The sequence below is a fragment of the Pseudomonas gingeri genome (assembly GCF_013386165.1).
Classification (GTDB): Bacteria; Pseudomonadota; Gammaproteobacteria; order Pseudomonadales; family Pseudomonadaceae; genus Aquipseudomonas; species Aquipseudomonas gingeri_C.
On record NZ_JACAOS010000011.1, the window covers coordinates 36,064 to 58,948 of the forward strand.

Annotated in this window: 21 protein-coding genes; 11 read left to right on the forward strand and 10 right to left on the reverse strand. The window is 61.2% G+C overall.

Annotation, left to right across the window (positions count from 1 at the left end; all coding sequences use genetic code 11):
* Positions 1-4 precede the first annotated feature (4 nt).
* Genes HX866_RS10145 through cpaB form a run of 4 tightly spaced genes read right to left on the reverse strand, consistent with a single transcriptional unit; the run spans position 5 to position 4,659 of the window.
* Complete coding sequence (locus tag HX866_RS10145) at positions 5-1,276, reverse strand: CpaF family protein (protein ID WP_177093414.1); 1,272 nt, start codon at positions 1,274-1,276, stop codon at positions 5-7.
* A complete protein-coding gene (locus HX866_RS10150; RefSeq protein WP_177093415.1) occupies positions 1,276-2,463 on the reverse strand; it encodes an AAA family ATPase in 1,188 nt (395 codons plus the stop codon). The genes HX866_RS10145 and HX866_RS10150 overlap by 1 nt, the downstream gene beginning before the upstream one ends.
* Positions 2,460-3,656, reverse strand: coding sequence for a type II and III secretion system protein family protein (locus HX866_RS10155; protein ID WP_256261567.1), 1,197 nt, complete (start codon positions 3,654-3,656; stop codon positions 2,460-2,462). Before HX866_RS10155 ends, HX866_RS10150 begins: the two co-directional genes overlap by 4 nt.
* Positions 3,657-3,708: 52 nt before the next feature.
* On the reverse strand, positions 3,709-4,659 hold the full coding sequence (gene cpaB, locus HX866_RS10160; RefSeq protein WP_177139404.1) for a Flp pilus assembly protein CpaB: 951 nt from the start codon (positions 4,657-4,659) through the stop codon (positions 3,709-3,711).
* 308 nt (positions 4,660-4,967) lie between these two features.
* Here cpaB and HX866_RS10165 point away from each other — a divergent pair, with 308 nt between their 5' ends.
* The 6 genes from HX866_RS10165 to HX866_RS10190 all read left to right on the forward strand — a co-directional run bounded on the left by HX866_RS10165 (position 4,968) and on the right by HX866_RS10190 (position 9,301).
* Positions 4,968-5,159, forward strand: coding sequence for a Flp family type IVb pilin (locus tag HX866_RS10165; protein ID WP_177105431.1), 192 nt, complete (start codon positions 4,968-4,970; stop codon positions 5,157-5,159).
* A 69-nt stretch (positions 5,160-5,228) separates the two neighbouring features.
* The gene (locus tag HX866_RS10170; RefSeq protein WP_100944299.1) at positions 5,229-5,645 is read left to right on the forward strand and encodes a response regulator; all 417 of its coding nucleotides are present in this window, start codon (positions 5,229-5,231) and stop codon (positions 5,643-5,645) included.
* An 88-nt stretch (positions 5,646-5,733) separates the two neighbouring features.
* Positions 5,734-6,027 carry a hypothetical protein gene (locus HX866_RS10175; protein ID WP_177139406.1) on the forward strand — a complete coding sequence of 98 codons (294 nt, stop codon included), beginning with the start codon at positions 5,734-5,736 and terminating at the stop codon, positions 6,025-6,027.
* Between the two features lie 12 nt (positions 6,028-6,039).
* Positions 6,040-7,389 carry an MATE family efflux transporter gene (locus tag HX866_RS10180; RefSeq protein ID WP_177139407.1) on the forward strand — a complete coding sequence of 450 codons (1,350 nt, stop codon included), beginning with the start codon at positions 6,040-6,042 and terminating at the stop codon, positions 7,387-7,389.
* Positions 7,390-8,210: 821 nt separating this feature from the next.
* Positions 8,211-9,035 carry a porin gene (locus HX866_RS10185; RefSeq protein WP_177105429.1) on the forward strand — a complete coding sequence of 275 codons (825 nt, stop codon included), beginning with the start codon at positions 8,211-8,213 and terminating at the stop codon, positions 9,033-9,035.
* A gap of 38 nt (positions 9,036-9,073) precedes the next feature.
* Complete coding sequence (locus tag HX866_RS10190) at positions 9,074-9,301, forward strand: hypothetical protein (protein WP_177139409.1); 228 nt, start codon at positions 9,074-9,076, stop codon at positions 9,299-9,301.
* Positions 9,302-9,341: 40 nt separating this feature from the next.
* Here the strand turns inward: HX866_RS10190 and HX866_RS10195 are convergent, their stop codons facing one another.
* The 6 genes from HX866_RS10195 to HX866_RS10220 form a co-directional block, all read right to left on the reverse strand.
* A complete protein-coding gene (locus HX866_RS10195) occupies positions 9,342-10,115 on the reverse strand; it encodes a DUF4123 domain-containing protein (RefSeq protein ID WP_177139411.1) in 774 nt (257 codons plus the stop codon).
* On the reverse strand, positions 10,112-11,467 hold the full coding sequence (locus HX866_RS10200; protein ID WP_177124188.1) for a contractile injection system protein, VgrG/Pvc8 family: 1,356 nt from the start codon (positions 11,465-11,467) through the stop codon (positions 10,112-10,114). The genes HX866_RS10195 and HX866_RS10200 overlap by 4 nt, the downstream gene beginning before the upstream one ends.
* 247 nt (positions 11,468-11,714) lie before the next feature.
* Positions 11,715-13,628 carry an arginine decarboxylase gene (speA, locus tag HX866_RS10205; RefSeq protein WP_177093425.1) on the reverse strand — a complete coding sequence of 638 codons (1,914 nt, stop codon included), beginning with the start codon at positions 13,626-13,628 and terminating at the stop codon, positions 11,715-11,717.
* 370 nt (positions 13,629-13,998) lie between these two features.
* Positions 13,999-14,370 carry a translation initiation factor Sui1 gene (locus HX866_RS10210; RefSeq protein WP_177093426.1) on the reverse strand — a complete coding sequence of 124 codons (372 nt, stop codon included), beginning with the start codon at positions 14,368-14,370 and terminating at the stop codon, positions 13,999-14,001.
* 206 nt (positions 14,371-14,576) lie between these two features.
* Complete coding sequence (locus tag HX866_RS10215; protein ID WP_177093427.1) at positions 14,577-15,104, reverse strand: NUDIX hydrolase; 528 nt, start codon at positions 15,102-15,104, stop codon at positions 14,577-14,579.
* 3 nt (positions 15,105-15,107) lie between these two features.
* On the reverse strand, positions 15,108-16,175 hold the full coding sequence (locus HX866_RS10220; RefSeq protein WP_177093428.1) for a DUF2333 family protein: 1,068 nt from the start codon (positions 16,173-16,175) through the stop codon (positions 15,108-15,110).
* 305 nt (positions 16,176-16,480) lie between these two features.
* Between HX866_RS10220 and HX866_RS10225 the strand changes: the two genes are divergently transcribed.
* From HX866_RS10225 to accC, 5 genes are all read left to right on the forward strand, one after another.
* Positions 16,481-18,142, forward strand: coding sequence for a response regulator (locus tag HX866_RS10225; protein WP_177093429.1), 1,662 nt, complete (start codon positions 16,481-16,483; stop codon positions 18,140-18,142).
* A 973-nt stretch (positions 18,143-19,115) separates the two neighbouring features.
* On the forward strand, positions 19,116-20,159 hold the full coding sequence (locus HX866_RS34730; protein WP_371318732.1) for a methyl-accepting chemotaxis protein: 1,044 nt from the start codon (positions 19,116-19,118) through the stop codon (positions 20,157-20,159).
* A 268-nt stretch (positions 20,160-20,427) separates the two neighbouring features.
* Positions 20,428-20,883, forward strand: a complete 456-nt coding sequence (aroQ, locus tag HX866_RS10235; RefSeq protein WP_040063984.1) for a type II 3-dehydroquinate dehydratase — start codon at positions 20,428-20,430, stop codon at positions 20,881-20,883.
* Between the two features lie 24 nt (positions 20,884-20,907).
* Positions 20,908-21,363 (forward strand): acetyl-CoA carboxylase biotin carboxyl carrier protein, encoded by a 456-nt coding sequence (accB, locus tag HX866_RS10240; RefSeq protein ID WP_177093431.1) that lies wholly within the window; start codon positions 20,908-20,910, stop codon positions 21,361-21,363.
* A gap of 17 nt (positions 21,364-21,380) precedes the next feature.
* Positions 21,381-22,739, forward strand: coding sequence for an acetyl-CoA carboxylase biotin carboxylase subunit (gene accC / locus HX866_RS10245; RefSeq protein WP_177093432.1), 1,359 nt, complete (start codon positions 21,381-21,383; stop codon positions 22,737-22,739).
* Positions 22,740-22,885: the final 146 nt, after the last annotated feature.

A 22,885-nucleotide genomic window follows, 5' to 3' on the forward strand; every position in this document is an offset into this window, starting at 1 on the left:
CTCCTTAACCGAAGGACACGGGCGAATCACGGCGCAACTTCTCACCGCCCGGGTTCACCGCGTCGCGCAGAAACCCGTAGGCATTGCGCCGGTCCAGGCGGAACAGGGTGTTGGTGACATAGATGTCCTCGCGTACATCCAGCACCTCCACCACTTCGCTGACACAACGGCGGCCGTCGGGCAGGCGGGTCAGCTGGATCACCACATCCAATGCCGCGCAGATCATCTGCCGCAGGGTCTTTTCGCCGATCTGCCGCCCCGTCAGCCCCACCAGGGTTTCCAGGCGCAACAGGGCATCCTGGGCGTTGTTGGCGTGCACGGTGCTCATGGACCCATCATGGCCAGTGTTCATCGCCGTCAGTACGTCGAGCACTTCCACGCCGCGAATCTCGCCGAGAATGATCCGATCGGGACGCATACGCAGGGCGTTGCGAATCAGGTCGCTGGACTTCACCTCACCATGGCCCTCGGCATTCGGCGGGCGGGTTTCCAGGCGCACCACATGGGGATGGTTGAGCTGCAGTTCGGCCACGTCCTCGATGGTGACCAGTCGCTCATGGGGGTTGATCAACTGGCTGAGGATATTCAGCAGGGTGGTCTTGCCGGTGCCGGTGCCGCCGCTGATGAGGATATTGCAGCGTTTGCCCACGGCCAGTTGGAAAAATTCGAAAATCGCCTGATCGATGGTCTGCATCGCCACCAGATCGCTGCTCTTGAGCATGTCCTTGCGAAACTTTCGGACCGACAGGCACGGGCCGTCGAGCGCGATGGGCGGAATAATCGCGTTGACCCGGCTGCCGTCGGGCATCCGTGCATCGACCATCGGCGAGGACTCGTCCAGGCGCCGGCCCAGGGGCGCGAGAATCCGCTGGATCACCCTCTCCACATGGTGGTCGTCGATAAAACGCAGGTCGCTCTGGTGCAGGACACCATCACGCTCGATAAATACCCGATGGGGACCGTTGACCAGGATCTCGGTCACGGAACTGTCGCGCAGCAGGACCTCCAGCGGCCCGAAACCGGTGAGCTCGTCGACGATCTCCTCCGCCAGTCGCTCCATCTCATAACGCGACACCGCCAGGTGCAAACGCGAGACATACTCGCCAACCTTGTCCATGACGAACTGCGCGAGGACCGGGCGCGAACCCTCCAGCAGGTTCTTTCCCGATTCCTCGATGGCATCGATGATGTAGCGGTGCAGCACCAGTTTCAGGCCATCGTGGTCGGTATTGCCCGTTCCGCTGCGCGATTGTCCACCGAACAGTTTCTCTACCATTACTTGTGCCCCCAGAGCCGATTGAACCAGCCTTCGGAGGTCTTGGTCAGGCCCTGGGAACGTTTCGCCAGGCGCTCGCCGAGGGTTTTCAGGCCTTGGGTCAGGGCTTCCCGGGGCGACAGTTCGAACAGCGTCTGCCCCTGGTTCTTCGCATTCAGCCGGACTTCCGGGCTATACGGCAGCACGGCAATCACCTCCAGGCCGAAGGTCTTGCCCAGGGTTTCGGAGTCCGGTGAAACACCCCGCAGGTAACGGTCGACCAGCAGGCGGGCATGCTCGAGTTTCATGCCCTTTTCCCGCCAGAGATTGAGCACCGCCAGGCTGCGCCGACAATCGAGCACGCTCTGGTCGGTGTACCAGAGCAGCTTGTCGCAATGACTGACAAAGGTACGCAAGGCCTCGCTGTCGGGCTGTCCCACCAGGTTGACGACGATATGCTGGAAATGCTGACGCAAGGCACTGAGCAGCATGTACAGCTCAGCCGCGCTGGTGCGCTTGAGAGGCTCGTCGGTGCTGGTGTAGGCGAGGATGCGCAGGCCCGCTTCGGCGCTGGTGAAGGCGCTGTCCATCAAGGTTGCGTCCAGGCGGCGCAGATGGCGCAGGGCATCGCCGAAATGGAACGAACTTTCCAACCCCAATAAGGCCAGGCTGTCGCCCCGGGGCAGGCCGAGGTCCAGCAGCAGGGTCTGCTGGCCACTCTTCTGCACCACCAGCGCCAGGTGGCTGGCGAGCAAGGCGCCGTCGGCGTTGCCCTGGGCGCCATAAAGGACGGTGAAGCCACCCAGTTGGGTACTTGGGGTAACCGCCGGCAGACGCTTGCTCAAGCGTCGTACCAGACCGGCCACTTCACTGGAGCGCGAACCGTAAGCGACGAAATCCCTGGCCCCGGCACGCATGGCGTTGAGTACCAGCTGATTATCCATGCCGTCGCCAAGGGCGACGATGGCCAGCATCGGCTTGGCCTCCAGCACGCCTTCGATCAGGGCGCTCTGGGCCACCAGGTTTTCCCGGTCCAGACCGACAAAGATCAGGCTGGCAAAGGTGACATCCACCAGCGAGAGCAGTTCGTCGAGGCTACCGCCGGCGCTGACCACCTGCCCCAGAGGGGCCAGGGCGCCTTGCAGCCATTCCAGGTCAGTGGCGTTGCGGGTGATTGCCAGAAAGGTCTGGCTAAGGCTCTGGCTCATTTCGATAACCCGCTGCGGCGGTCGTAGTCGCCGTTATCCAGGAAGAACAGGCGGAACCAGTTCGGATCGTATTCGCGCAATCCTTCCCCCGGCAGGCTGGGCAAGCGGGCATCTGCCGCCAGGGGTTGGACCAGGTGCGGCGTGACGATCATCAGCAACTCCTGCTCCTCGCGCTTCATGCTTGAGTTGCGGAAAAAAGCCCCTAGCACCGGGATATCCCCCAGGCCAGGCAACTTGTTGATCTGCGAGCTGTTGCTCGTATTGATCAGGCCGCTGATGACAAAGCTTTCGCCATCGGCCAGGGAAATGCTGGTGTCGGTCCGGCGGATGGTCAACGCTGGTACCGCGGTGCCGGAAATGGTCACGGCATTGCTGTAGTCGAGCGCACTGACCTCGGGCGCCACCTTCAGGGCGATGCGGTTGTGGCTGATCACCGTCGGGGTGAGGGTCAGGCGAATACCGAACTCCTTGTATTCGATGGAAACCGTGTTGCTGCCACTGCTGGGCACCGGAATCGGGACTTCGCCGCCGGCCAGGAAACTCGCGCTCTGCCCGCTCAGCGCCACCAGGCTCGGACGCGCCAGGGTGTAGGCGAAACCGCTGCCCTCCAGGGCATTGATCAAGGCCTTGACCCGCCCACCGCCAAAACCGAGGTTGAAACTGGTGTTGTCCAGGGGCAAGCCGCCGGACACGACGCCGGTGGTGGCATTGGTCACTATCGTGCCCGGGGAGCCGAACAGGTAGTTGCCGCCCTGGCCGAAAATGGCGCTACTAGCCTCCTTGAGCTTGGTCCGGTTGACTTCGACAAAGCGGATATCGGTCTGCACCTGGCTGGGCAGGGACGGGTCCGCCGACGGCGAGGTGGACGCCGTGGTCAGGCTCGCAGTGGCCTTGCCCTGGACAAACACCATGCTTTGACGTGGCTCACTGGCGCAGGCGGTCCAGACCATCAGGCTGGTGGCGCCGGGCGCCATGCCGGTGAGCAGGAAGGCGTTGTTACCGTTGGGATGTACATCGGCGATCTTGGCATCGCCGACCGCCAGGCGGGTGATCGCCACCGGCGAGCGCAATTCCTGTTGCAGACCTTCACCGACTTCCAGCACGGCGGGCAATGGCCCGATAGCAGCACAAGCGCTCGATGCCGCCTGGGCCACATCCCAGCCTAAACTCCCCAGTATCAGAGCCCCGAGCATGGGTTTTAATCTCGATACACATCGATTCATCCACGACTTCCTTGCGTACAGATCAGGGCGTTTGTTGAGTGACTTGATTACCGCGGATCACCTCGATCCCGTGGTTTTTTGCCGCCCCGGGGACCGCCCCCGGAACCGCCGCCGCCTGGTTCCGGGGCGCATCGGCCAACGCCAGTTGGTTGAACTGGAACAGACTGCGATTGGTGTTTTCGATGCTGGCGGCAGCGCTCTCCCCGGCCCAGTAACGTGGCAGCAGATGCTCGTCAGCACTGCGTACCGCCAGGCGCAGCGTACCGACCTGGGTGGCGAGCATCAGGCGGCTGAGCAGGGGCTCCGGCACCGCCAGCACCACCGTATGGGCACCGGACGGGCGTGAGCCCTGGGGCAAGCGCTCCCCGACGCTGAGTGGCGGCGAAGCCGGCAAGCCATCGTTGGTCAAGCCGAGTTGGTCGCCGACACCGAGCAAGCGTATCGCCGGCACCACCACCTGGGCCGACTGTTGCGGGTTGCCGCCCTCCTGACGCAGGAACAACAGGACATCGACATAGTCTCCCGGTGTCAATTGGCCGCCGGCACCAATCACCTCATCCACAGCCACCGCCAGTGCACGCTCATCGGGGCGGATCATCCGCGCCAGCGGGCCACCGGCCGCAAAGCTCTCTTCGCTGAGCCAGGTGCCAGCCTTCAAGGGGCGCCAGGGAATACGGTCGACAGCCTGTTGCAAGGCATTCAAGCTACCGGCCGGCGCCGTGCGTAGTCGCTCTACGGTCAGATCGGCTGCCGTCAGGGGAACAAAAGCTGGAACATCATGGGCCAGCACCACCACTGACTGACGAAGCGCGTCCTCTGCGTTAGTCGCGTTTTTTTCCACAGGTGCAACCACGGCTGCACCGGCAGGTACCACCGGAGCTGGCTGACGGCTCAGCTTCAAGCCCCAGTAACCGACCACAACGGCTGCGATCAACAACAGGGCGGCCAACCCCAGGGTAACGCGACTGTTCATGAAGGCTCTCCCTTTCCTGCTACGCCCAAGGCCCCTGGGACCTTCGCAATCAGGCAGCTATGAACATCAACTATTTCGCTATTGGAAGGTAGCGCAGCTAGGACAAAACGCCATTACTGAAGGGAAAATATCCCCCGAACGAGTGGAAAAATAATGACTTTCTGGCGCCAGCCTTAAAACCAATACTTTGTGATTAAATCGTTCTTACAGTTGTAGAGCGGCTTATTGTTGACAATGCTGATAGTGAGCTAAGAAAACCCGTGGCAAGCCCGCTCCAGCGGCGTTTTCCAGGCGTAAGGAGAAACCAGATGTTGCACGAAGCGATCCTCAAACTGATTGTAAAACTGCAGATATTCCTTCAAGAAAAGGATGGGGCCTCCGGTATCGAATATGCCCTCGTGGCCGCAATGGTCGCGCTTGCCCTCTCCTTTTTCATCACCCCCATCAGCGGCAAGATCAACGGCATCTTTACCGCTATTCAGGGCGCCATCACGACCTGATCAACCCCTCACCTCATCCATTCCAAGAGGCGCTACACTAAGAAACGAACTCAGTGAAAGGAATCGTCCATGAACGCCTCTTCCCCCCCACGTCAACAGCTCCTCCTCGTGGACGACGAAGAGGACGCATTGCTGGAACTGGCTGAACTGCTGGAGGGCGAAGGCTTTTGCTGCTTCACCGCCACCTCCGTCAAGCTGGCCCTCTCGCACCTGACCCATCACCCGGATATCGCCCTGGTGATCACCGACCTGCGCATGCCCGAAGAAAGTGGCATGTCGCTGATCAAGCGCCTGCGTGAACACACCTCGCGCCAGCACCTGCCGGTGATCGTGACCTCCGGCCACGCCGACATGGACGATGTCAGCGACATGTTGCGGCTCCAGGTCCTGGACCTGTTCCGTAAACCCATCTACCACGTGCGCCTGCTGGAAACCCTCAACAACCTGTTTCCGCAGCCCAGGATGCATCTGGTCAACCCCTCTTGATACACGGTCTGGACAACCTTCGGGTGCGCCTGTAAAACCTGCTCCCTGCTAAAGCAGCACGCCGTCGGTTTATTCATCAGGGGTCCCTATGCAGGTAGAAGGTTTTTTCGAATGGCTGGGCCAAGCATTGGGCTCGGTCATCCGCTTTATCATTGATGGCCTCAGCGGCTTCTTCCACCTGCTGCCCCATGCCGGCGGCAACTTTATCGACGGCTTCGCTCGTTCCCTCGGTATGAGCCCCTCGTTCTTCAGCATCCTGATCCTGATCTTCGGCCTGATGCTGCTCTACTCGGCAGTCCGCGCCTTCATGCGGGCCTCGATCATCCTCGGCATTATCTGGCTGGTACTCGGACTCTGGCTGTTGAGCTGGATCATTCACTGACGAGTCGCCGGCATGTCCTCCCTGATCGCTGACTGGCGAGACCGCCCGACCCACCGCCGGGTCTGGGCACTCGCCGCGCCCATGATCCTGTCGAATATTTCCGTGCCCCTGGTCGCGCTGGTCGACAGCAGTGTGATCGGCCACCTGCCCCATGCCCATCAACTCGGCGCGGTGGCGGTCGGCGCCAGCCTGTATATCTTTCTTGCCTGGGCCATGGGTTTCCTGCGCATGGGCTCCACCGGCTTCGCCGCCCAGGCCGCCGGACGTGGTGATGGCGCGGCATTACGCCAGGTGCTTGCCCAAGGGCTGTTGCTGAGCGGGGGGCTGGCGCTGTTCCTCGGGATGATCGCCGTACCGTTCAGTGGGTTGGCCTTGAGCCTTATGCAGCCGTCGCCCGAGTTGCACGAACTGACCCTGGCATTTTTCCACACCCGACTCTTCGGCCTGCCGGCGGCACTGGCCAGCTATGCCCTGGTCGGCTGGTTCCTCGGGACCCAGAACGCCCGGGCGCCATTGGCCATCCTGCTGACCACCAACCTGGTGAATATTGCCCTGAACCTGTGGTTCGTCCTCGGCCTGGACTGGGGCGTGGTCGGTTCGGCCCGGGCCTCGGTGATCGCCGAATGGACCGGTGCCCTGCTCGGCCTGAGCCTGACCGGCAAAGCCCTGCGCGCCTACCCCGGGCAGATCGCCTGGGCGGCACTCAAGCGCTGGCAGAGCTGGCGCCCGTTGCTGACGGTGAACCGCGATATCTTCATTCGCAGCATGGCGCTGCAATCGGTGTTTTTCCTGATCACCGTCCAGGGCGCGCGCCTGGGCGACGCCACCGTGGCGGCCAACGCCCTGCTGCTCAATGGCCTGTTGCTCACCGCACACGCCCTGGATGGACTGGCCCATGCCGTGGAAGCACTTTGTGGCCATGCCATCGGCGCCCGTGACCGTGACACCCTGCGCCGCTCCCTGGTGGTCGCGGCCGGTTGGTCACTGCTGGCGAGCCTGGGCTTCGCCCTGCTGTTCCTGTTCGGTGGGCACCTGTTCGTCGAAATGCAGACCAACATTCCCAGTGTGCGCGACACCGCCTTCGGCTACCTGCCATACCTGGCGTTGTTGCCGCTGATCGCCGTGTGGAGCTACCTGCTCGACGGTTTATTCATCGGCGCGACCCGCGCCCGGGAAATGCGCGACAGCATGTTGCTCAGCGTGCTCCTCAGCCTGCCTTGCGCCTGGCTGCTGAGCGGCTTTGGCAACCACGGCCTGTGGATAAGTTTCCTGCTGTTCATGGCCCTACGCAGCCTGATCCTGGGTCTCTACGCTGCGAAACTGCGGCGCAATGACGGCTGGTTCGGCGGGACCTCCAACTGAGTTAGCATCGCCGCAACAATCAACGTCCCGAACGGGAAACGAACCCTGTTGCCGACCAAACTGAACCAATGCTGAACAAGGGTTGAAGTTATCAATTCCGGACTGAAGGGAATAGGACGTATTCCTTGCTCGGGAGGCAGCTTTACAGGCCTGCCGGATAGAAGCCCACGAGCCTATTGTAGGAAAATCGTTACTTTGCGATTCAGTTAAGAAACGGCCACGACCACTAAGAACCTTGACCAATCAACTCAGCAGGGCCCGCCAGAGGTATCCACGCGCACCTTAATATTTATTAATTGATACAAATCATCTTGGCTGAATTTGTTTCCCGCACGTGCCCACCCATAAATATTGGCGGAGAAAAGCCCGCTTCTTCTCGAACGTAATAGGTGCTAGCCTTTGATGGCTTTTTGATACCCAACTTAAACGGGTATTCACTTAAAGCTTTTGGTCAATCTGGATTTTAGCCACAACACCTTTGCAGGTATTAACCAGCTCAAAGTGAGTTCGTCGTGCTTGTCATAGAACGATGCACTTACACCTTTCGTGAATGCTATTGAGTTGAGATGTCTGATTGTAAGGCAAGGAGCAGCGTTTCGCCTGAGACGCTACAACCCACAGGAAGTGAAAACAGTGACATTGCCTCAACTCGCCGCCATCATCCAACTCGCGGGTCTCGCCGTCGGTGCCAAGCGTCTCAGGCACCTGTTGGGGCTGTCCCGAGCGCCAGCAACAGTACCTATGAAAAATATAGCCAATCGTGGCCGTCCTCACCGTTTGCGGCCGGTTGGTTATTGTAGTTTTTAACTTGAGGGAACAAATTGAAAATCCATCAGATGGCAATCTTTGCCGCCACTGCCGCTGTGTGCACGACGGCATTTGCCGGAACAGACGACATCAAGGCATCGAACAACCAGTTTGATATCCAGGCCATTTCCACGAAAGTCGATTATAAGGAAACCAACGACGGGAGAGGAGGTAGTCTTGCCGGAAAATTTTATACGGAAAGCGGTCATATTCCCGGATTTTCATTGTCTTTTTCCATGATGAATGATGTGTTGCTGGATAACGACTATCTTCAACTGCAGTACAGCAAGAGCGACGGCGATACCGATTACAAGGGCGTACTCAAGCCAACCCGAGTTTACGGCACCGCGTCGGGACAGGTTGGCTCAACCATTTCCGACTACAGTCTGCGATGGGGAAAAGGTTTTGCGTTTGACGGGGCGTTCATGATCACTCCTTACGGCGAACTTGGCCGTCATGAACAGCAGATAAAATCCAGTTCTGACGCAACCTTTACCCACAACTGGTATGGCGTCGGCACGCTCGCCCAATACTCGCCCTTTTCTCGTTTGGTGCTGACTGCCAATGCCTTGATCGGGCGCACGTTCGCGGCAGACTATCATCAGAATGGCCCTACTGCCTTTTCTGGCGCACTTGGTGACTCCAATCTGTATAAAGTCGGCTTATCTACAGACTATGCATTCACGAAAAATTTTCATGGAAACGTGGGCATCGATTACACGTCCTTTAAATATGGCAGCAGTGCAACGCACAGAGCACAGAACGGAGAGGGGGTATGGATGCCAAGCAGCCAGACCGATGATACAACTTTGAAAATCGGAGTTGGCTACGCTTTTTGAGTAGCGGGCCGAACAAGCCAAACATCAGGAGCAGCCATATGAAAGAAGATACAACCAATCTTTTGCAAGCTACCGCCAAGGCTAGAAAAGTTTCGCTGATTTTATCGATCATATGGTTCGCGGTCGTTCGGCACCATCAGGACTTCTATCCGGACATACCGATCAGTTCGTCGCAGGAGGTCATGATTTCATTAGTCCCTCCCCTGGTGATCATCCTCTTGGCGTACATCGGGTATCGAATCTTCAAGCACAGCTCCAAGAAATAACCCAGATAGCGCTGGAGCCCTGCAGCCGAACACGCCGGCATCAACCCTGGCCTGCACTCCAGGCGCGGCGCAGGTTTTCCAGACGCTCGACAGGAGAGTCCGCCGACGAGTCCGTCGGAATAGGCGCAGCAGGATATTCCGCACGCAGGTGCAACCAGCCATCGAGCAGGCCGTACTCGCGAAACCCCTGGGCAATGCCCTCCTGGACATGGCACCAGGTCCGGTCGTACTCATGCCCGCTGCAGCGGCTCCACTGATAGGCGTGACGCTCCAGCAGGCAGGTCTGCAGGCGGCGCTGCTGGCGACTGCTCAGGAGCGGCGGCGCATCAAGGGTGGGAGTCTCCAACCCGGGGTTGAACAGTTGCTGCCAGCCGACACTGCCAATCGCCCGGTCCGCCCAGGTCCCGCCATGCCAATACAGGGAATGGATGGGACCGAGCCAGGCGCTCAGTTCGCGCGGATCCGATGAGTCGAAAAAATAGCTGGCGGTCTGCGGGTTGTAGTAACTGAGCAAGCCTCGATGCTGCTCGTCGAACCCCACCACCAGTATCTGCCGCAGATGTGCCAGTAACACCTGCACCGGCGCCCGGGTGCGCAGGTACAAGCCGGGCCAGAGGCTCGGGTTGGCCTGGCTGAGGCGGCTCAACGGGCAATCCCCGGCCAGTTGCAACAGGCGCGGAGTGACGTCACCCAACCCCTGAAACGATGTGCCTTCGAACAGGTTGTAGGCCAGGTAGTGCGCGTAACGCTCCTTCAGGGCGTCGACCACCCCCGGTGCGCCGGGAACATCCAGCAACAGCCACTGGCTCGTCATAATGTACCCCGGCGCGAGAATACGCCCCGGCAGGTGCAATCCTGCCACCGGCAATGACACTCGCGGCCGTCCATGGGGTGCCCGCACAGCAGCACCAGCGGATAACCGGCATGCAGTGACTCGAGAATCGGCTCCCGTCGCGGACGTTGCGCGACAACGGGTAGCGGCGCCGGCAACCGCGCATCGCCACGCATGACAATCCACGGCGCCCGCGGGTCGCCACCCCGGAAGCGTACCCACACCGGCGTCCCCACCGTCAGTGCCGAGCCGCTCTCCTCGTTCTCACATTGCAGCGAGCGGGCCAGCGGCAACCAGCAGGGAACCTGTGGCGCGGCGCTACCCAGGGAAAAGACCTCGATGCACACCGCCACCCGCCCCTCGGTATCGCGAAAGGTCCCCTGCCCATCGGGGTCGACCACCTGTGCCCGGAACAAGCCAGACAACACCGGGCCGGGCCAGCGCTTTCGAGAACGAAACGCCACCTCCCAGGATGTCGCTGCAAAGGCATTGCTGTAGCGCACTTTCGGTCCGAGGTCCGCGGACTCGCCGGGCAGACTGTCACCACGATGGCAAAGTCGGGTGACCAGCCATAAACGGTTCCACGCCGCACAGGGGTGATCCGAAACCGGCAGGTAGGCGCCGCTGGCCAGACCCGGCAGATCGCTCTCACCTTCCGCCACCTGGGCCCCGCGCCCGCCACGCCGACGGCTGCTGTCGGCCAGCGTGACGCAAAAGTCGAGCACGCCAGGGCCCGACTCGTGAGCGAAGCGCGCTCGAGGCCCCCGCCGAAATGCCCCCTGATGATCGGCAAAAACCAGCAAGTGCACATTGCGGCTGTGCTGGAAGTGATAGTGGATACCTTCCTCGGCACAGAGTCGCTGCACAAACGCCAGGCTCGACTCCTCGTACTGCACGCAATAGGCACGCCGGGCATAGTGGCCCTTGAGCGAAAAACGCACGGCGTCGTCGCCCAGGCCATGTTCCCCGAGGACCCGGGCAATGATCATCGGGACCGAACAGTGCTGGAACAGTCGCCGGCTTACGCGTTGCGCCAGGCAACCCAGTTGCGGCCCCAGGGACAGCCGACAATGCCCCCGTGCCAAGCCCCGCAGCGTCAGGTTGACACCCTGTATCTGCCCGTGAAAACCGGCGTTTTCAGCCCCCAGCGCCAGGTAGCAACTGCGGTACATCAACCCGGCCAGGTCCAACTCGCCTTCCTCGTCGAGGACATCCAGCTCAAAGGTAAACAACTCGTCGATCGCCTCCGTGCCGGTAAAGGCCGTGACGATCAGGGGATGGGACAAGCCCGCGACATCCAGCCGAAAAAACGGCTCGCTGACTGGATCGAACATTGGCTTTCCTCATTACATGGCACCCAATCGGGATTCTCCCCGAGAGACAAGGCCGAGTAGAGGGCTGAAACAACGTTAGAGAAAAGACCTACGCAAAACACAGAATAAGGGAAGCCGTGATCTTGATTTCAAGGCATAAAAAAACCACCGCGGAGGGTGGTTTTTTGACAAAAAGACATTGCCTACAAGATCCCAGGAAAAAACCAAATCCAAACAAGGCCGTTTCCCGGGAACTATTGGCGCCGCCTTATGAAGACAGGTACGAAGAGCGAGTCAGCCCCAGACGCAGGGCGTCCAGGTACTGGGTACGCTCCTTGACGCTGATGTTCGCGCTGGCGACTTTGTCGCGGTAGTGGGTCATGAGCTCTTCCGGCGACAAGTGCACATAACGCAGCATGTCCTCGATGGTGTCATGGGTTTCGATACCGGCGTGGTAAACGCTGCCATCCGGGTTCTGGTAGATGTTCACCGAGTCGGTATCACCGAACAGGTTGTGCATGTCACCGAGAATTTCCTGGTAGGCACCCACCAGGAAAATCCCCAACAGATAGTCCTCACCCTCGTTCAAGGCGTGCACCGGCAGGCTGGTTTCGATGCTCTGCTCGTCGACGTATTGCTTGATCTTGCCGTCGGAGTCGCAGGTCAGGTCCTGAAGCACGGCGCGGCGCAGCGGCTCTTCGTCGAGACGGTGCAGCGGCAGGATCGGCAGGACCTGGCCGATGGCCCAGGTGTCCGGCAGGCTCTGGAACACCGAGAAGTTGCAGATGTACTTGTCGGCCAGCTTGTCGTTGAGTTCGTCGAGCACCTGACGGTGCGAACGCTGACGGGCCTTCAACGAGTTGTGCAGGCGCCGGCACACAGCGAAGTAGCATTGCTCGGCCAGGGCTTTCTCGGCCAGGGTCAGCTTGCCGTCGGCGTACTGGGTGGCCACGTCGCTCATGTAGTGGGTGGCGCGCCAGTAGGTTTCGGTGACCATCTCGATATCGGTCGGCCCCAGCAACTCCACCAGCCACTGCACGGTTTCCGGCAGGTTCTCGGGGTTGTCGATGTGCGGCACGTCGTCGTTGTGCTTCTCGACGTCGGTCACCTGCACCACCAGCATGGCGTGGTGGGCGGTCAGCGAACGGCCGCTTTCGGAGAAGATGTTCGGATGCGGCAGGTTCTGCGCATCGCAGAACTCCTTGAGCATGCCGACCACGACACCGGCGTAGTCATCCATGTCGTAGTTGATCGAACTGGCGTTACGCGAGTGGGTACCGTCGTAGTCCACGCCCAGGCCGCCGCCGACGTCGATATGGTCCACCGGCAGGCCGAGGTTGCGCAGCTCGCCGTAATAGCGGATCGCTTCCTTGAAGCCGTACTGGTAGTCCGCCAGGTTGGCGATCTGCGAACCCATATGGAAGTGCAACAGGCGAATGCCCTGGTCCAGGCCGGCATCGCGGAAACGCTCGACCACCGACAGCAACTGCGCCGCCGACAAACCGAACTTGGACTTCTCGCCGCCGGTATCGGCCCACTTGCTCGAGGCCAGGGAGGACAGGCGCACCCGCAGGCCGATCCGTGGCTTGACCTTGAGGGCCGCGGCCTCTTCGATCACCAGTTCGACCTCGGACTCTTTCTCGATCACGATAAAGACCGTGTGACCGAGCTTCTGGCCCATCAGCGCGAGGCGGATGAACTCGCGGTCCTTGTAGCCGTTGCAGACAATGGTGCCGCCCTTCGGCGCCAGGGCCAGCACCGCCAGCAGTTCCGGCTTGGAACCGGCTTCCAGGCCGATGGAGACGTTCTGGGTGGCGATGATGTTCTCGATCACCGCTTCCTGCTGGTTGACCTTGATCGGGTACAGCGCGGTGTACTTGCTCTGGTATTCCAGACGCTCGATGTTAGCGTCAAAGGCCCCGGTCAGTTGGCGGACGCGGTCCTGCAGGATATCCGGGAAGCGCACCAGCAACGGCAAGGACAAACCGCTCTTGCGCAGTTCGTCGACCTGCTCGAAGAGGTCGATGGGCGAACTGCTCGGACCGTTCGGACGAACCTCGACGCGACCGGCGTCACTGATCGCGAAATACCCGGCCCCCCAATGGCGAATCCCATAAACACTGCGGCTGTCCGCAACTGTCCATTGGCTGCCATCGTCTTTGCGTGTGCGTCGTACGGACATCGAAGTCCCCTATAAAGAAGTCAAATAGCGCCACCTGGGTCCAGGCTGCGCGCAGTCTAAAGAATGAAAATGACGATTCGCCTGCATGCAGGGAACTCAGACCCTGAATCCGGCACCGAGTTTAGGCTCAGTACGATAACTGCCTGCGCGACGATCATGCTGCGTTGAAAACAGGCTCGGAATGCTCATTTAGTGGACTAAACTCTGCTTCCTCGCCTGTTTTCGCCTTGCCTGATCGCCGCTCGGCGAGTTCTCGTACGGAGCCTAGAAACTGTTCGGGAACAGGCTCTGTGAAAACCATGGGGACGACAGCCCGGCTTCGTTCATCCGGGCCGGCAGGTCAACTTCACAGTGGTTTTCACAGAGGCTGCTAGCCGCCGGACTTCTTCGCCTTGAAACCGTGTTTCTCCAGCTCAGCCAGGAGCAACTCGACGTGATCGCCCTGGATCTCGATGACGCCATCCTTCAAGGCGCCACCGGTGCCACAGCGTTTCTTCAACGCCGTCGCCAGGTCCTTGAGGGCGTCTTCGGCCAGGGGCACGCCGGTGACGGTGGTCACCGTCTTGCCGCCACGCCCCTTGCTTTCGCGACGCACGCGGGCAATGCCATCACCGGCAGGGAGAACACTTTGTTTGCAGATACAGGCAGCCACCGGCTGGCTACAGTCCGGGCAATGTCGACCTGCGTCGGTGGAGAACACCAGGCCACCGAGGGCGGCGAAGGATGCGGCTTTTTTGGCCACCGGCAATCCTCTTGGGAGGACTAAAAGACTGGTCACACCCCCGGGAGGGGCCTGCGACCGCGAAGCCCCACTCAGGCAGGGGCAGCGCAACTGCAGCGGGCAACGCCACCGCAGCTTTGAAAGTCGCGCAGTGTAACGGCAAAAAGCCCTCGGCCCAATAGCCAAACAGCGCCAATTGATGAAGCTTTTGCGACGTCGCTGCCGTGTTATTGCAGATAACGTTTCAACGCTGCCAGGGAGTCCGGGCAATAGGGCTTTTCCAGGGTTTCGCCCAGGGCCTGGTCAATCGAGACAAAACGCGCCTCGAGAACCTCTTCCGGTTGCAGCCGCAGCGGCCCGTCCCAGACCGCACTGAACACCGCGCACCAGAGACGGTTGCCCGGCTGGTCGAAGAAAAAGTGCTCGTGTTCGGTCAGCGGCACGCCACTGACCCCCAACTCCTCTTCCAGCTCGCGGGCAGCGGACTCGGCATAACTTTCGTCGGCCTGGACCATGCCGCCGGCGGCCACATCCCAATACCCCGGGTAGATGGCCTTGCTCAAGGTCCGTCGGTGCACGCACAGCTCACCGGCGGAGTTGAACAGCAGGATATAGGTCCCCCGCCCGATCAGGCCGCGCTCGCGCAACTCGATCCGGGCCAGGGCGCCGAGCAGTTGGTCATCGGCGTCGACCCAGGCGATCTGCTCGGCGTCCGAGGCGGCGCGGTGCAGGGCTTCCTTTGCAGCGTTATCCATGACTCAACCCTGGTTCAGCAGTTGACGCAGATCGATCACCGCTGCGTTGGCCCGGGAAATATAGTTGGCCATCACCAGCGAGTGGTTGGCCAAAATACCGAAACCGCTGCCATTGAGGATCATCGGGCTCCAGATCGGCTGCTGGGAGGCCTCCAGTTCACGGATGATCTGACGCACGCTGACCGTGGCGTTCTTCTTCGCCAGGACGTCGGCGAAGTCGACTTCAACGGCGCGCAGCAGGTGGGACAGTGCCCAGGCCTGGCCGCGAGCCTCATAGAACACGTTGTCGATCTGCAACCACGGGGTTTCGACGATTTCCTCATCGACCTGCGGTACTTGCCCCGGGATCACGCTTTCGGTTTTCAGCGCGGTGTTCAGCTTGACCCGCCCGACACTGGCCGACAGACGCTGGGACAGCGAGCCGAGACGGGTCGCCACATCGCCCAGCCAGTTGTTCAGGTTGTCGGCGCGCGCATAGAACAACGCGTTGTTCTGGTTCGGATCGGACAAACGGGCCTGATAGCGGCTCAGGGAATTGATCCCTTCCTGATATTCCGACTCACTGGACGGCAGCATCCAGCTCTTGTTGTCGAAGTTGAAGCGCGGTTCGGCCTTGGCCAGGTCCGCATCTTCAGCCGATTGCGATTGGGAACGGGCGAAGTCCTTGCGCATGGCACGGGTCATATCGCGGACCTGGACCAGCACGCCGTACTCCCAACTGGGAATATTGTCCAGCCAGACGCCCGGCGGAAAGCGGTCGTTGGACAGGTAGCCACCGGGTTTGTGGAGCAAGGTGCCGGCCACGGTCTTGAGGGTTTCCACCGTGGTGTAGCCGACCACCATCTTGCGGCCTTCCTTCTCGGCGGCCATCTGGGCGTTCTGCTGCACCGCAAACAGCGGCGGCTCCTGGCTCCAGTACCAACCGATGAGGATCGTGGTCAGCAGGTACAAACCCAGCAGGGTCGCCAGTGCACGACTGAACAGCATCCCACGAAAGTAACCACGGGGCGCCGACTTGGGTTCGGCGGCACGCTCCGACGCGCTGCCTTCGCGTTTTTTCCAGTCCAGCATGGCTCTATCCTTTTCCTGAATTCATCGGTTCGACCACAACCCTGCTCCATCGTGCCTTTCCTGTTGTTGCGCAAGGTCAAGGACACGGCAGCGTTGCCATCCGTGCGAGCACTATAAATCAAGCCCCGGCGGGACGCCTCCTCGATACGACCTCTCCGGTCTTGTTGTGGGATCCAACCCGGCGAAACCCATGGGTCACCAAATGAATCTGCTTAATTGACGGATGACACCGCCATTGACGAAAAGAGCTGCTAGCATAGAGCCATCAGTCGACCCCAGCCGTTCCCCTAACTAGTAGTCAGGACATGACCGAGCCAGAAGACCCCAGCCGCGAGCGCCTCAAGCAGCACTTTGCCCAGCGGGTCATTCATCAGGCCCGGCAAATCCTCGAGATCTGGCAACGCCTGCAACGCAGCGAATGGTCGAGCGCCGACATGTCCGAACTGAGCGAAGCCAACCTGCGCCTGCTGCGCTTCGCCGAACGCTTCGAACAACCTGAACACACCCAACTGGCCCGCCATATCGGCCAGTCCCTGGAAGAGGTCGAGGCCAACCGCGGACGCCTGAGCAGCGGCCCGATCACCGAACTCAACCGCCTGATGCAGCGCCTGTCGCGGACCGGCCTGCGCCACGGTGACCAACTCGAACACACCTTCCTGCCGCCACTGCGCAGACCGGTCTACGTGATGCTGCAAGACCACGACCGTGCCGAACGCCTGGCCAAGCAACTGGAGTTCTTCGGTCTCAGCGCCCAATCCCTGGACAGTGTCGCCGCGTTTCGCTCCTCGATGGCCGAGCGCCTGCCTTCGGCTATTGTCATGGACGTCGACTTCAGCGGCGCCGGCATGGGCCTGCACCTGGCCGCCGAAGCGCAGTTGGGCCTGGAACAGAAACTGCCGCTGCTGTTCTTCAGTCTCCACGAAACCGACACCCCGACCCGCCTGGCCGCCGTGCGCGCCGGCGGCCAGGAGTTCCTCACCGGGACCCTGGAAGCGTCGAGCCTGCTGGAGAAGATCGAAGTCCTCACCTGCATCGCCCAATACGATCCGTACAAGGTGTTGATCATCGACGACTCACGGGCCCAGGCGCTGCACACCGAACGCCTGCTCAACAGCGCCGGCATCGTCACCCGGACCCTGATCGATCCGATCCAGGCCATGGCCGAACTCGCGGACTTCCAGCCCGACCTGATCATCCTCGACATGTACATGCCGGCTTGTACCGGCACGGAACTGGCCAAGGTGATCCGCCACAACGACCGTTATGTCAGCGTGCCGATCATCTACCTGTCGGCCGAGGACGACCTGGACAAGCAACTCGACGCCATGAGCGAGGGCGGCGACGACTTCCTCACCAAGCCGATCAAGCCACGGCACCTGATCACCACCGTGCGCAACCGCGCGGCCCGGGCCCGCAACCTCAAGGCACGGATGGTCCGCGACAGCCTGACCGGGCTGTACAACCACACCCATATCCTGCAACTGCTCGAAGACTGCAGCTTCCGCGCCCGCCGCGAAAGCAAGCCGCTGAGCTTCGCCATGCTCGATATCGATCACTTCAAGCGGGTCAACGACAGCCACGGCCACCCCATGGGTGACCGGGTCATCAAGAGCCTGGCGCTGTTTCTCAAGCAACGCCTGCGCAAGACCGACTTTATCGGCCGTTACGGCGGCGAAGAATTCGCCATCGTCATGCCCGATACCGATATCGAGTCAGCCTATAAAGTGCTGGATGAAATTCGCCAGCGCTTTGCCGAAATCCACTACCCGGCGCAGCCCCAGGACCTGTGGTGCACCTTCAGCGCCGGGGTGGTCGAACTGCAGGCCGAGTCCGACAGCCTGATGATGGCCAGCCAGGCCGACGAAGCCCTCTACCGCGCCAAACATGCCGGACGCAATCGCGTGCAAGCGGCAAGGCAAAGTGCCAGCTTTTCATCGGATCCCACTGACTCCGTCATGACTCTGTAACAAAACCGCAATAACTTCAGGCACTTACCACTATTTGTCGTGGATAGAATCCTGAATGCGCCTGAAGTTACTGACCAATCTCAACACTCTGTTGCTCGTCGCCGTCTGCCTGGCGCTCGGAGCCACGCTCTGGTGGTCGCAACAGGCGCTGGAACGTCCCTACCAACTGATGGAGCGCTACCTCAGTCTGTCGCAACAATTCCAGAACCAGGTGGCACGTAATATCGAAGACTACCTGGGCAGCGGCGACGCCTTGCGCCTGAGCAGTGCAAGCCAGGCCATCGAACAGCTGGAAAAACAGCTCGATGTCCTGTCGCCGGACATGACCGCGGCCCTGCATCCAAGCCTTGCCGCCCTGAACGATTTCAGCAAGACCGACCTGCTCGCCGCTGGCAAGCTGGCCGGTGATCCACAAGCCCTGCTGCTCCAGGCCGAACGCGAACTGGGCGGCAACCTGGAACAACTGAGCCAATACGCCACCCAGGCCAAGGGCCCGGAAGCGGCCGCCTACCTGCCCCTGTTACTGACGGCCTCATCACACCTGGCCAAGCTGAGCCTGGCACGGGACAAACTGGTCAGCAGCGGACGCAGCGAACTGGCCACCGATGTCGAACGCGAACTGGCGAGCATCCGCGGCCAGGCCGAACAACTGGAAGCCCTGCCCCTGCTCGGCGTGACCGCCAGCAGCGAATCCAGCACCGACGATTTCAGTGCCATGATGGGCCTGGAAAACACCGAAAAGGCCGTGGTCCAGGACACCGGCGTCGACCTCAAGCGCGAACTCCACAGCCTGCTGAGCCGCTACCCGGCGGAACTGGGTCGGACCCGCGAGCAGATCCAGCGCCGCTCGGAGCTGGCGACGGCGACCCACCTCAAGATCAATGCCGTGCAACAGGCCATTGCCGGGCTGGAGCCGGTGGTCCGCGCCCAGCATGGCAAGATCCAGAGCGACGTGCGGATGATGCAGGGCCTGATGATTGGCCTGATCCTGCTGATCGCTCTGTTGATCGACACCCTGCAACGCAAGCTGTCACGGGTCCTGACCAACCTGGCCCCGGCGCTCTCGACCTGGGCCGAAGGCGATTTCAGCCGGGATATCCAACTGGGCAAGACCAACCGTGAACTGCACGATATCGAAGCCTCGCTGAACCGCCTGCGCGCCTATCTGGTGGACCTGGTGGGAACCATCCGGCAGAACGCCGAGGAAGTCGCTGGCAGTAGCCGCGCCCTGGCCGACCTCAGCGGCGGCCTGCACAGCGGCGCCGAACGCCAGGCCGGCGACACCGCACAGATTCGCGACGCCCTCGGCGAACTCGAAGCGACCATCCAGCAAGTGGCCGGCGACGCCAGCCAGGCCGCCGATGCCAGCCGCAGCGCCGGCAGCGCGGTGGAACACGGCCAGCAGGTCATCGGCCTGAGCCTGACCGGTTTGCACGCGCTGGTGGGTGAAGTCCAGGGCAACGCGCAGATGATCGAGAAACTCGCCGAGGAATCGGCCACCATCGGCGGCGTACTGACGGTGATTCGCTCGATTGCCGACCAGACCAACCTGCTGGCCCTCAACGCCGCGATCGAAGCCGCCCGCGCCGGGGAAATGGGCCGTGGTTTCGCCGTGGTCGCCGAAGAAGTGCGCAGCCTGGCACAACGCACGGCCGGGGCTACGGGCGAGATCCAGAGCCTGATCGCCGGCCTGCAAAGCGCGGCGCGACAGTCGGTGGAAGGCATGCGCGCGCAAGTCGAACATGCCGAAGCCACGGCCAGCCAGGCCCAGGCGGCGGACGGTGCACTGGACAAGATTGTCGGGGCGATCCAGACCATCGCCGAGACCGCGGTGCGCATCGCCGATGTCACCGCCCAGCAAAGCGGCGCGGTCAGCGAGATTCGCGATCACAGCGAGCGGATTCACCAGCTCGGTGGCGACAACCTGCTGCGTATCGGCGAAGGTCGCAGCCAGGGCGAACACCTGCTGGTGCTGGGCGGGCAGTTGCGCACCGCCGTGCAGGCCTTCCGCGTCTGAACCCACACCACGGGCCCCTCTCTCGACCCCACCCGGATACCCGCAACGGCAGCAAAATCGCCGCGGCGGCGGTCATCGGCAGCGGCGCTGCCGCGAACTTCGGCGAACCGGTCGCCGCGACGAATGACCAGATCCGACAAATCAGTCATAAACTTCGCGCGAACATCGGACATCGTGCTGGCTATTGCAGGTAACTGGACAGTCGCCAAAGCTTTCCGGCATAGTCGGCCCGCACCGACAACTGCACATGAACAACAAGGAACAACCGATGGCGACCCTACTGGTTCTGCACGGACCCAACCTGAACCTGCTCGGCACCCGCGAGCCGGGTGTCTACGGCGCGGTGACGCTGCCCGAGATCAACCAGGACCTGGAGCGCCGCGCCCGCGAGGCCGGGCACCATCTGCTGTACCTGCAAAGCAACGCCGAGTACGAACTGATCGAGCGGATCCACGCCGCCCGTGGCGAAGGCGTGGACTTCATACTGATCAATCCAGCGGCTTTTACGCACACAAGTGTCGCATTACGTGACGCGCTGCTGGCGGTGAGCATCCCATTCATCGAAGTGCATTTGTCGAACGTGCACAAACGCGAACCTTTCCGCCATCACTCCTACTTTTCAGATGTTGCTGTGGGAGTGATCTGCGGCCTTGGCGCCAGCGGTTACCGACTGGCCCTGGAGGCCGCCCTGGAACAGCTTGAATCACAGGCTAAACACCCCTGACCGACCCTTGGGAGTTGACGATTAATGGATATCCGTAAAGTTAAGAAACTGATCGAATTGCTGGAAGAATCCGGTATCGACGAGCTCGAGATCAAGGAAGGCGAAGAGTCCGTACGCATCAGCCGCCACAGCAAGACCCCGGCGCAGCAGTACTACGCTCCGGCACCGATGCCAGCACCGGTCGCCGCTCCGGCAGCAGCACCAGTGGCAGCGGCTCCAGTCGCGGCAGCCGCTCCGGCACTGAACGGCAACGTTGCCCGTTCGCCGATGGTCGGTACCTTCTATCGCAAGGCCTCGCCTGCTTCCCCGTCTTTCGTCGAAGTCGGCCAGAGCGTGAAGAAAGGCGACATCCTGTGCATCGTCGAAGCCATGAAGATGATGAACCACATCGAAGCTGAAAGCAGCGGTGTGATCGAATCCATCCTCGTCGAAGACGGCCAGCCGGTTGAGTACGACCAACCGCTGTTCACCATCGTTTGAAGCGCGGAGAGACAACGATGTCGAAACCTGCGAAGTTGGAAAAAGTCCTGATTGCCAACCGTGGTGAAATTGCACTGCGGATCCTGCGCGCCTGCAAGGAACTGGGAATCAAGACCGTTGCCGTGTACTCCAAGGCCGACAAGGAGCTGATGCACCTGGGCCTGGCGGACGAATCCGTGTGCATCGGGCCGGCGCCTGCCGCCCAGTCCTACCTGCACATCCCGGCCATCATCGCGGCAGCAGAAGTGACCGGCGCCACGGCGATCCACCCGGGCTACGGCTTCCTCGCGGAAAACGCCGACTTCGCCGAACAGGTCGAGAACTCCGGTTTTGCCTTCATCGGCCCGAAAGCGGACACCATTCGCCTGATGGGCGACAAAGTGTCGGCCAAGCACGCCATGATCAAGGCCGGTGTACCGACCGTTCCCGGTTCCGACGGCCCACTGCCGGAAGACGAGGAAGAAGCCCTGCGCATCGGCCGTGAAGTCGGCTACCCGGTGATCATCAAGGCCGCCGGTGGCGGTGGTGGTCGCGGCATGCGTGTGGTGCACCAGGAAGAAGACCTGATCTCCTCGGCCAAGCTGACCCGTACCGAAGCCGGTGCAGCGTTCGGCAACCCGATGGTGTATCTGGAAAAATTCCTCACCAACCCACGTCACGTGGAAGTCCAGGTGCTGTCCGACGGCCAGGGCCACGCCATTCACCTGGGTGACCGCGACTGCTCGCTGCAGCGCCGCCACCAGAAGGTACTGGAAGAAGCACCGGCCCCGGGCATTGATGAAAAAGCCCGCCAGGAAGTCTTCGCCCGCTGCGTCAAGGCGTGCATCGACATCAACTACCGTGGCGCCGGCACCTTCGAGTTCCTTTACGAGAACGGCAGCTTCTACTTCATCGAGATGAACACTCGTGTGCAAGTGGAACACCCGGTATCGGAAATGGTCACGGGGATCGACATCGTCAAGGAGATGCTCAGCATCGCCGCTGGCAACCCGCTGTCGTACACCCAGGACGACGTGGTGATCCGCGGTCACTCCCTGGAATGCCGGATCAACGCCGAGGACCCGAAGAAATTCATCCCGAGCCCAGGCACCGTCAAGCACTTCCACGCTCCGGGCGGCAACGGCGTTCGCGTCGATTCGCACCTGTACAGTGGTTATGCGGTACCGCCGAACTATGACTCGTTGATCGGCAAGCTGATCACCTACGGCAAGGACCGTGACGAAGCCCTGGCGCGCATGCGCAACGCCCTGGACGAAATCGTGGTGGACGGGATCAAGACCAATATCCCGCTGCACCGCGACCTGGTTCGCGACGAAGGCTTCTGCAAGGGTGGTGTGAACATCCACTACCTGGAACATAAGCTCGCTAATCAATAAACCACTGTACTGTAGGAGCGAGCTTGCTCGCGATCCGACGCCATAGCGGCGGCCATTCAACAGGGCCGCGTTATCGTTGACGATTTTTTCGCGAGCAAGCTCGCTCCTACAGATGTTGTAGTGAGTGCGTGATCCGACCGACAAGG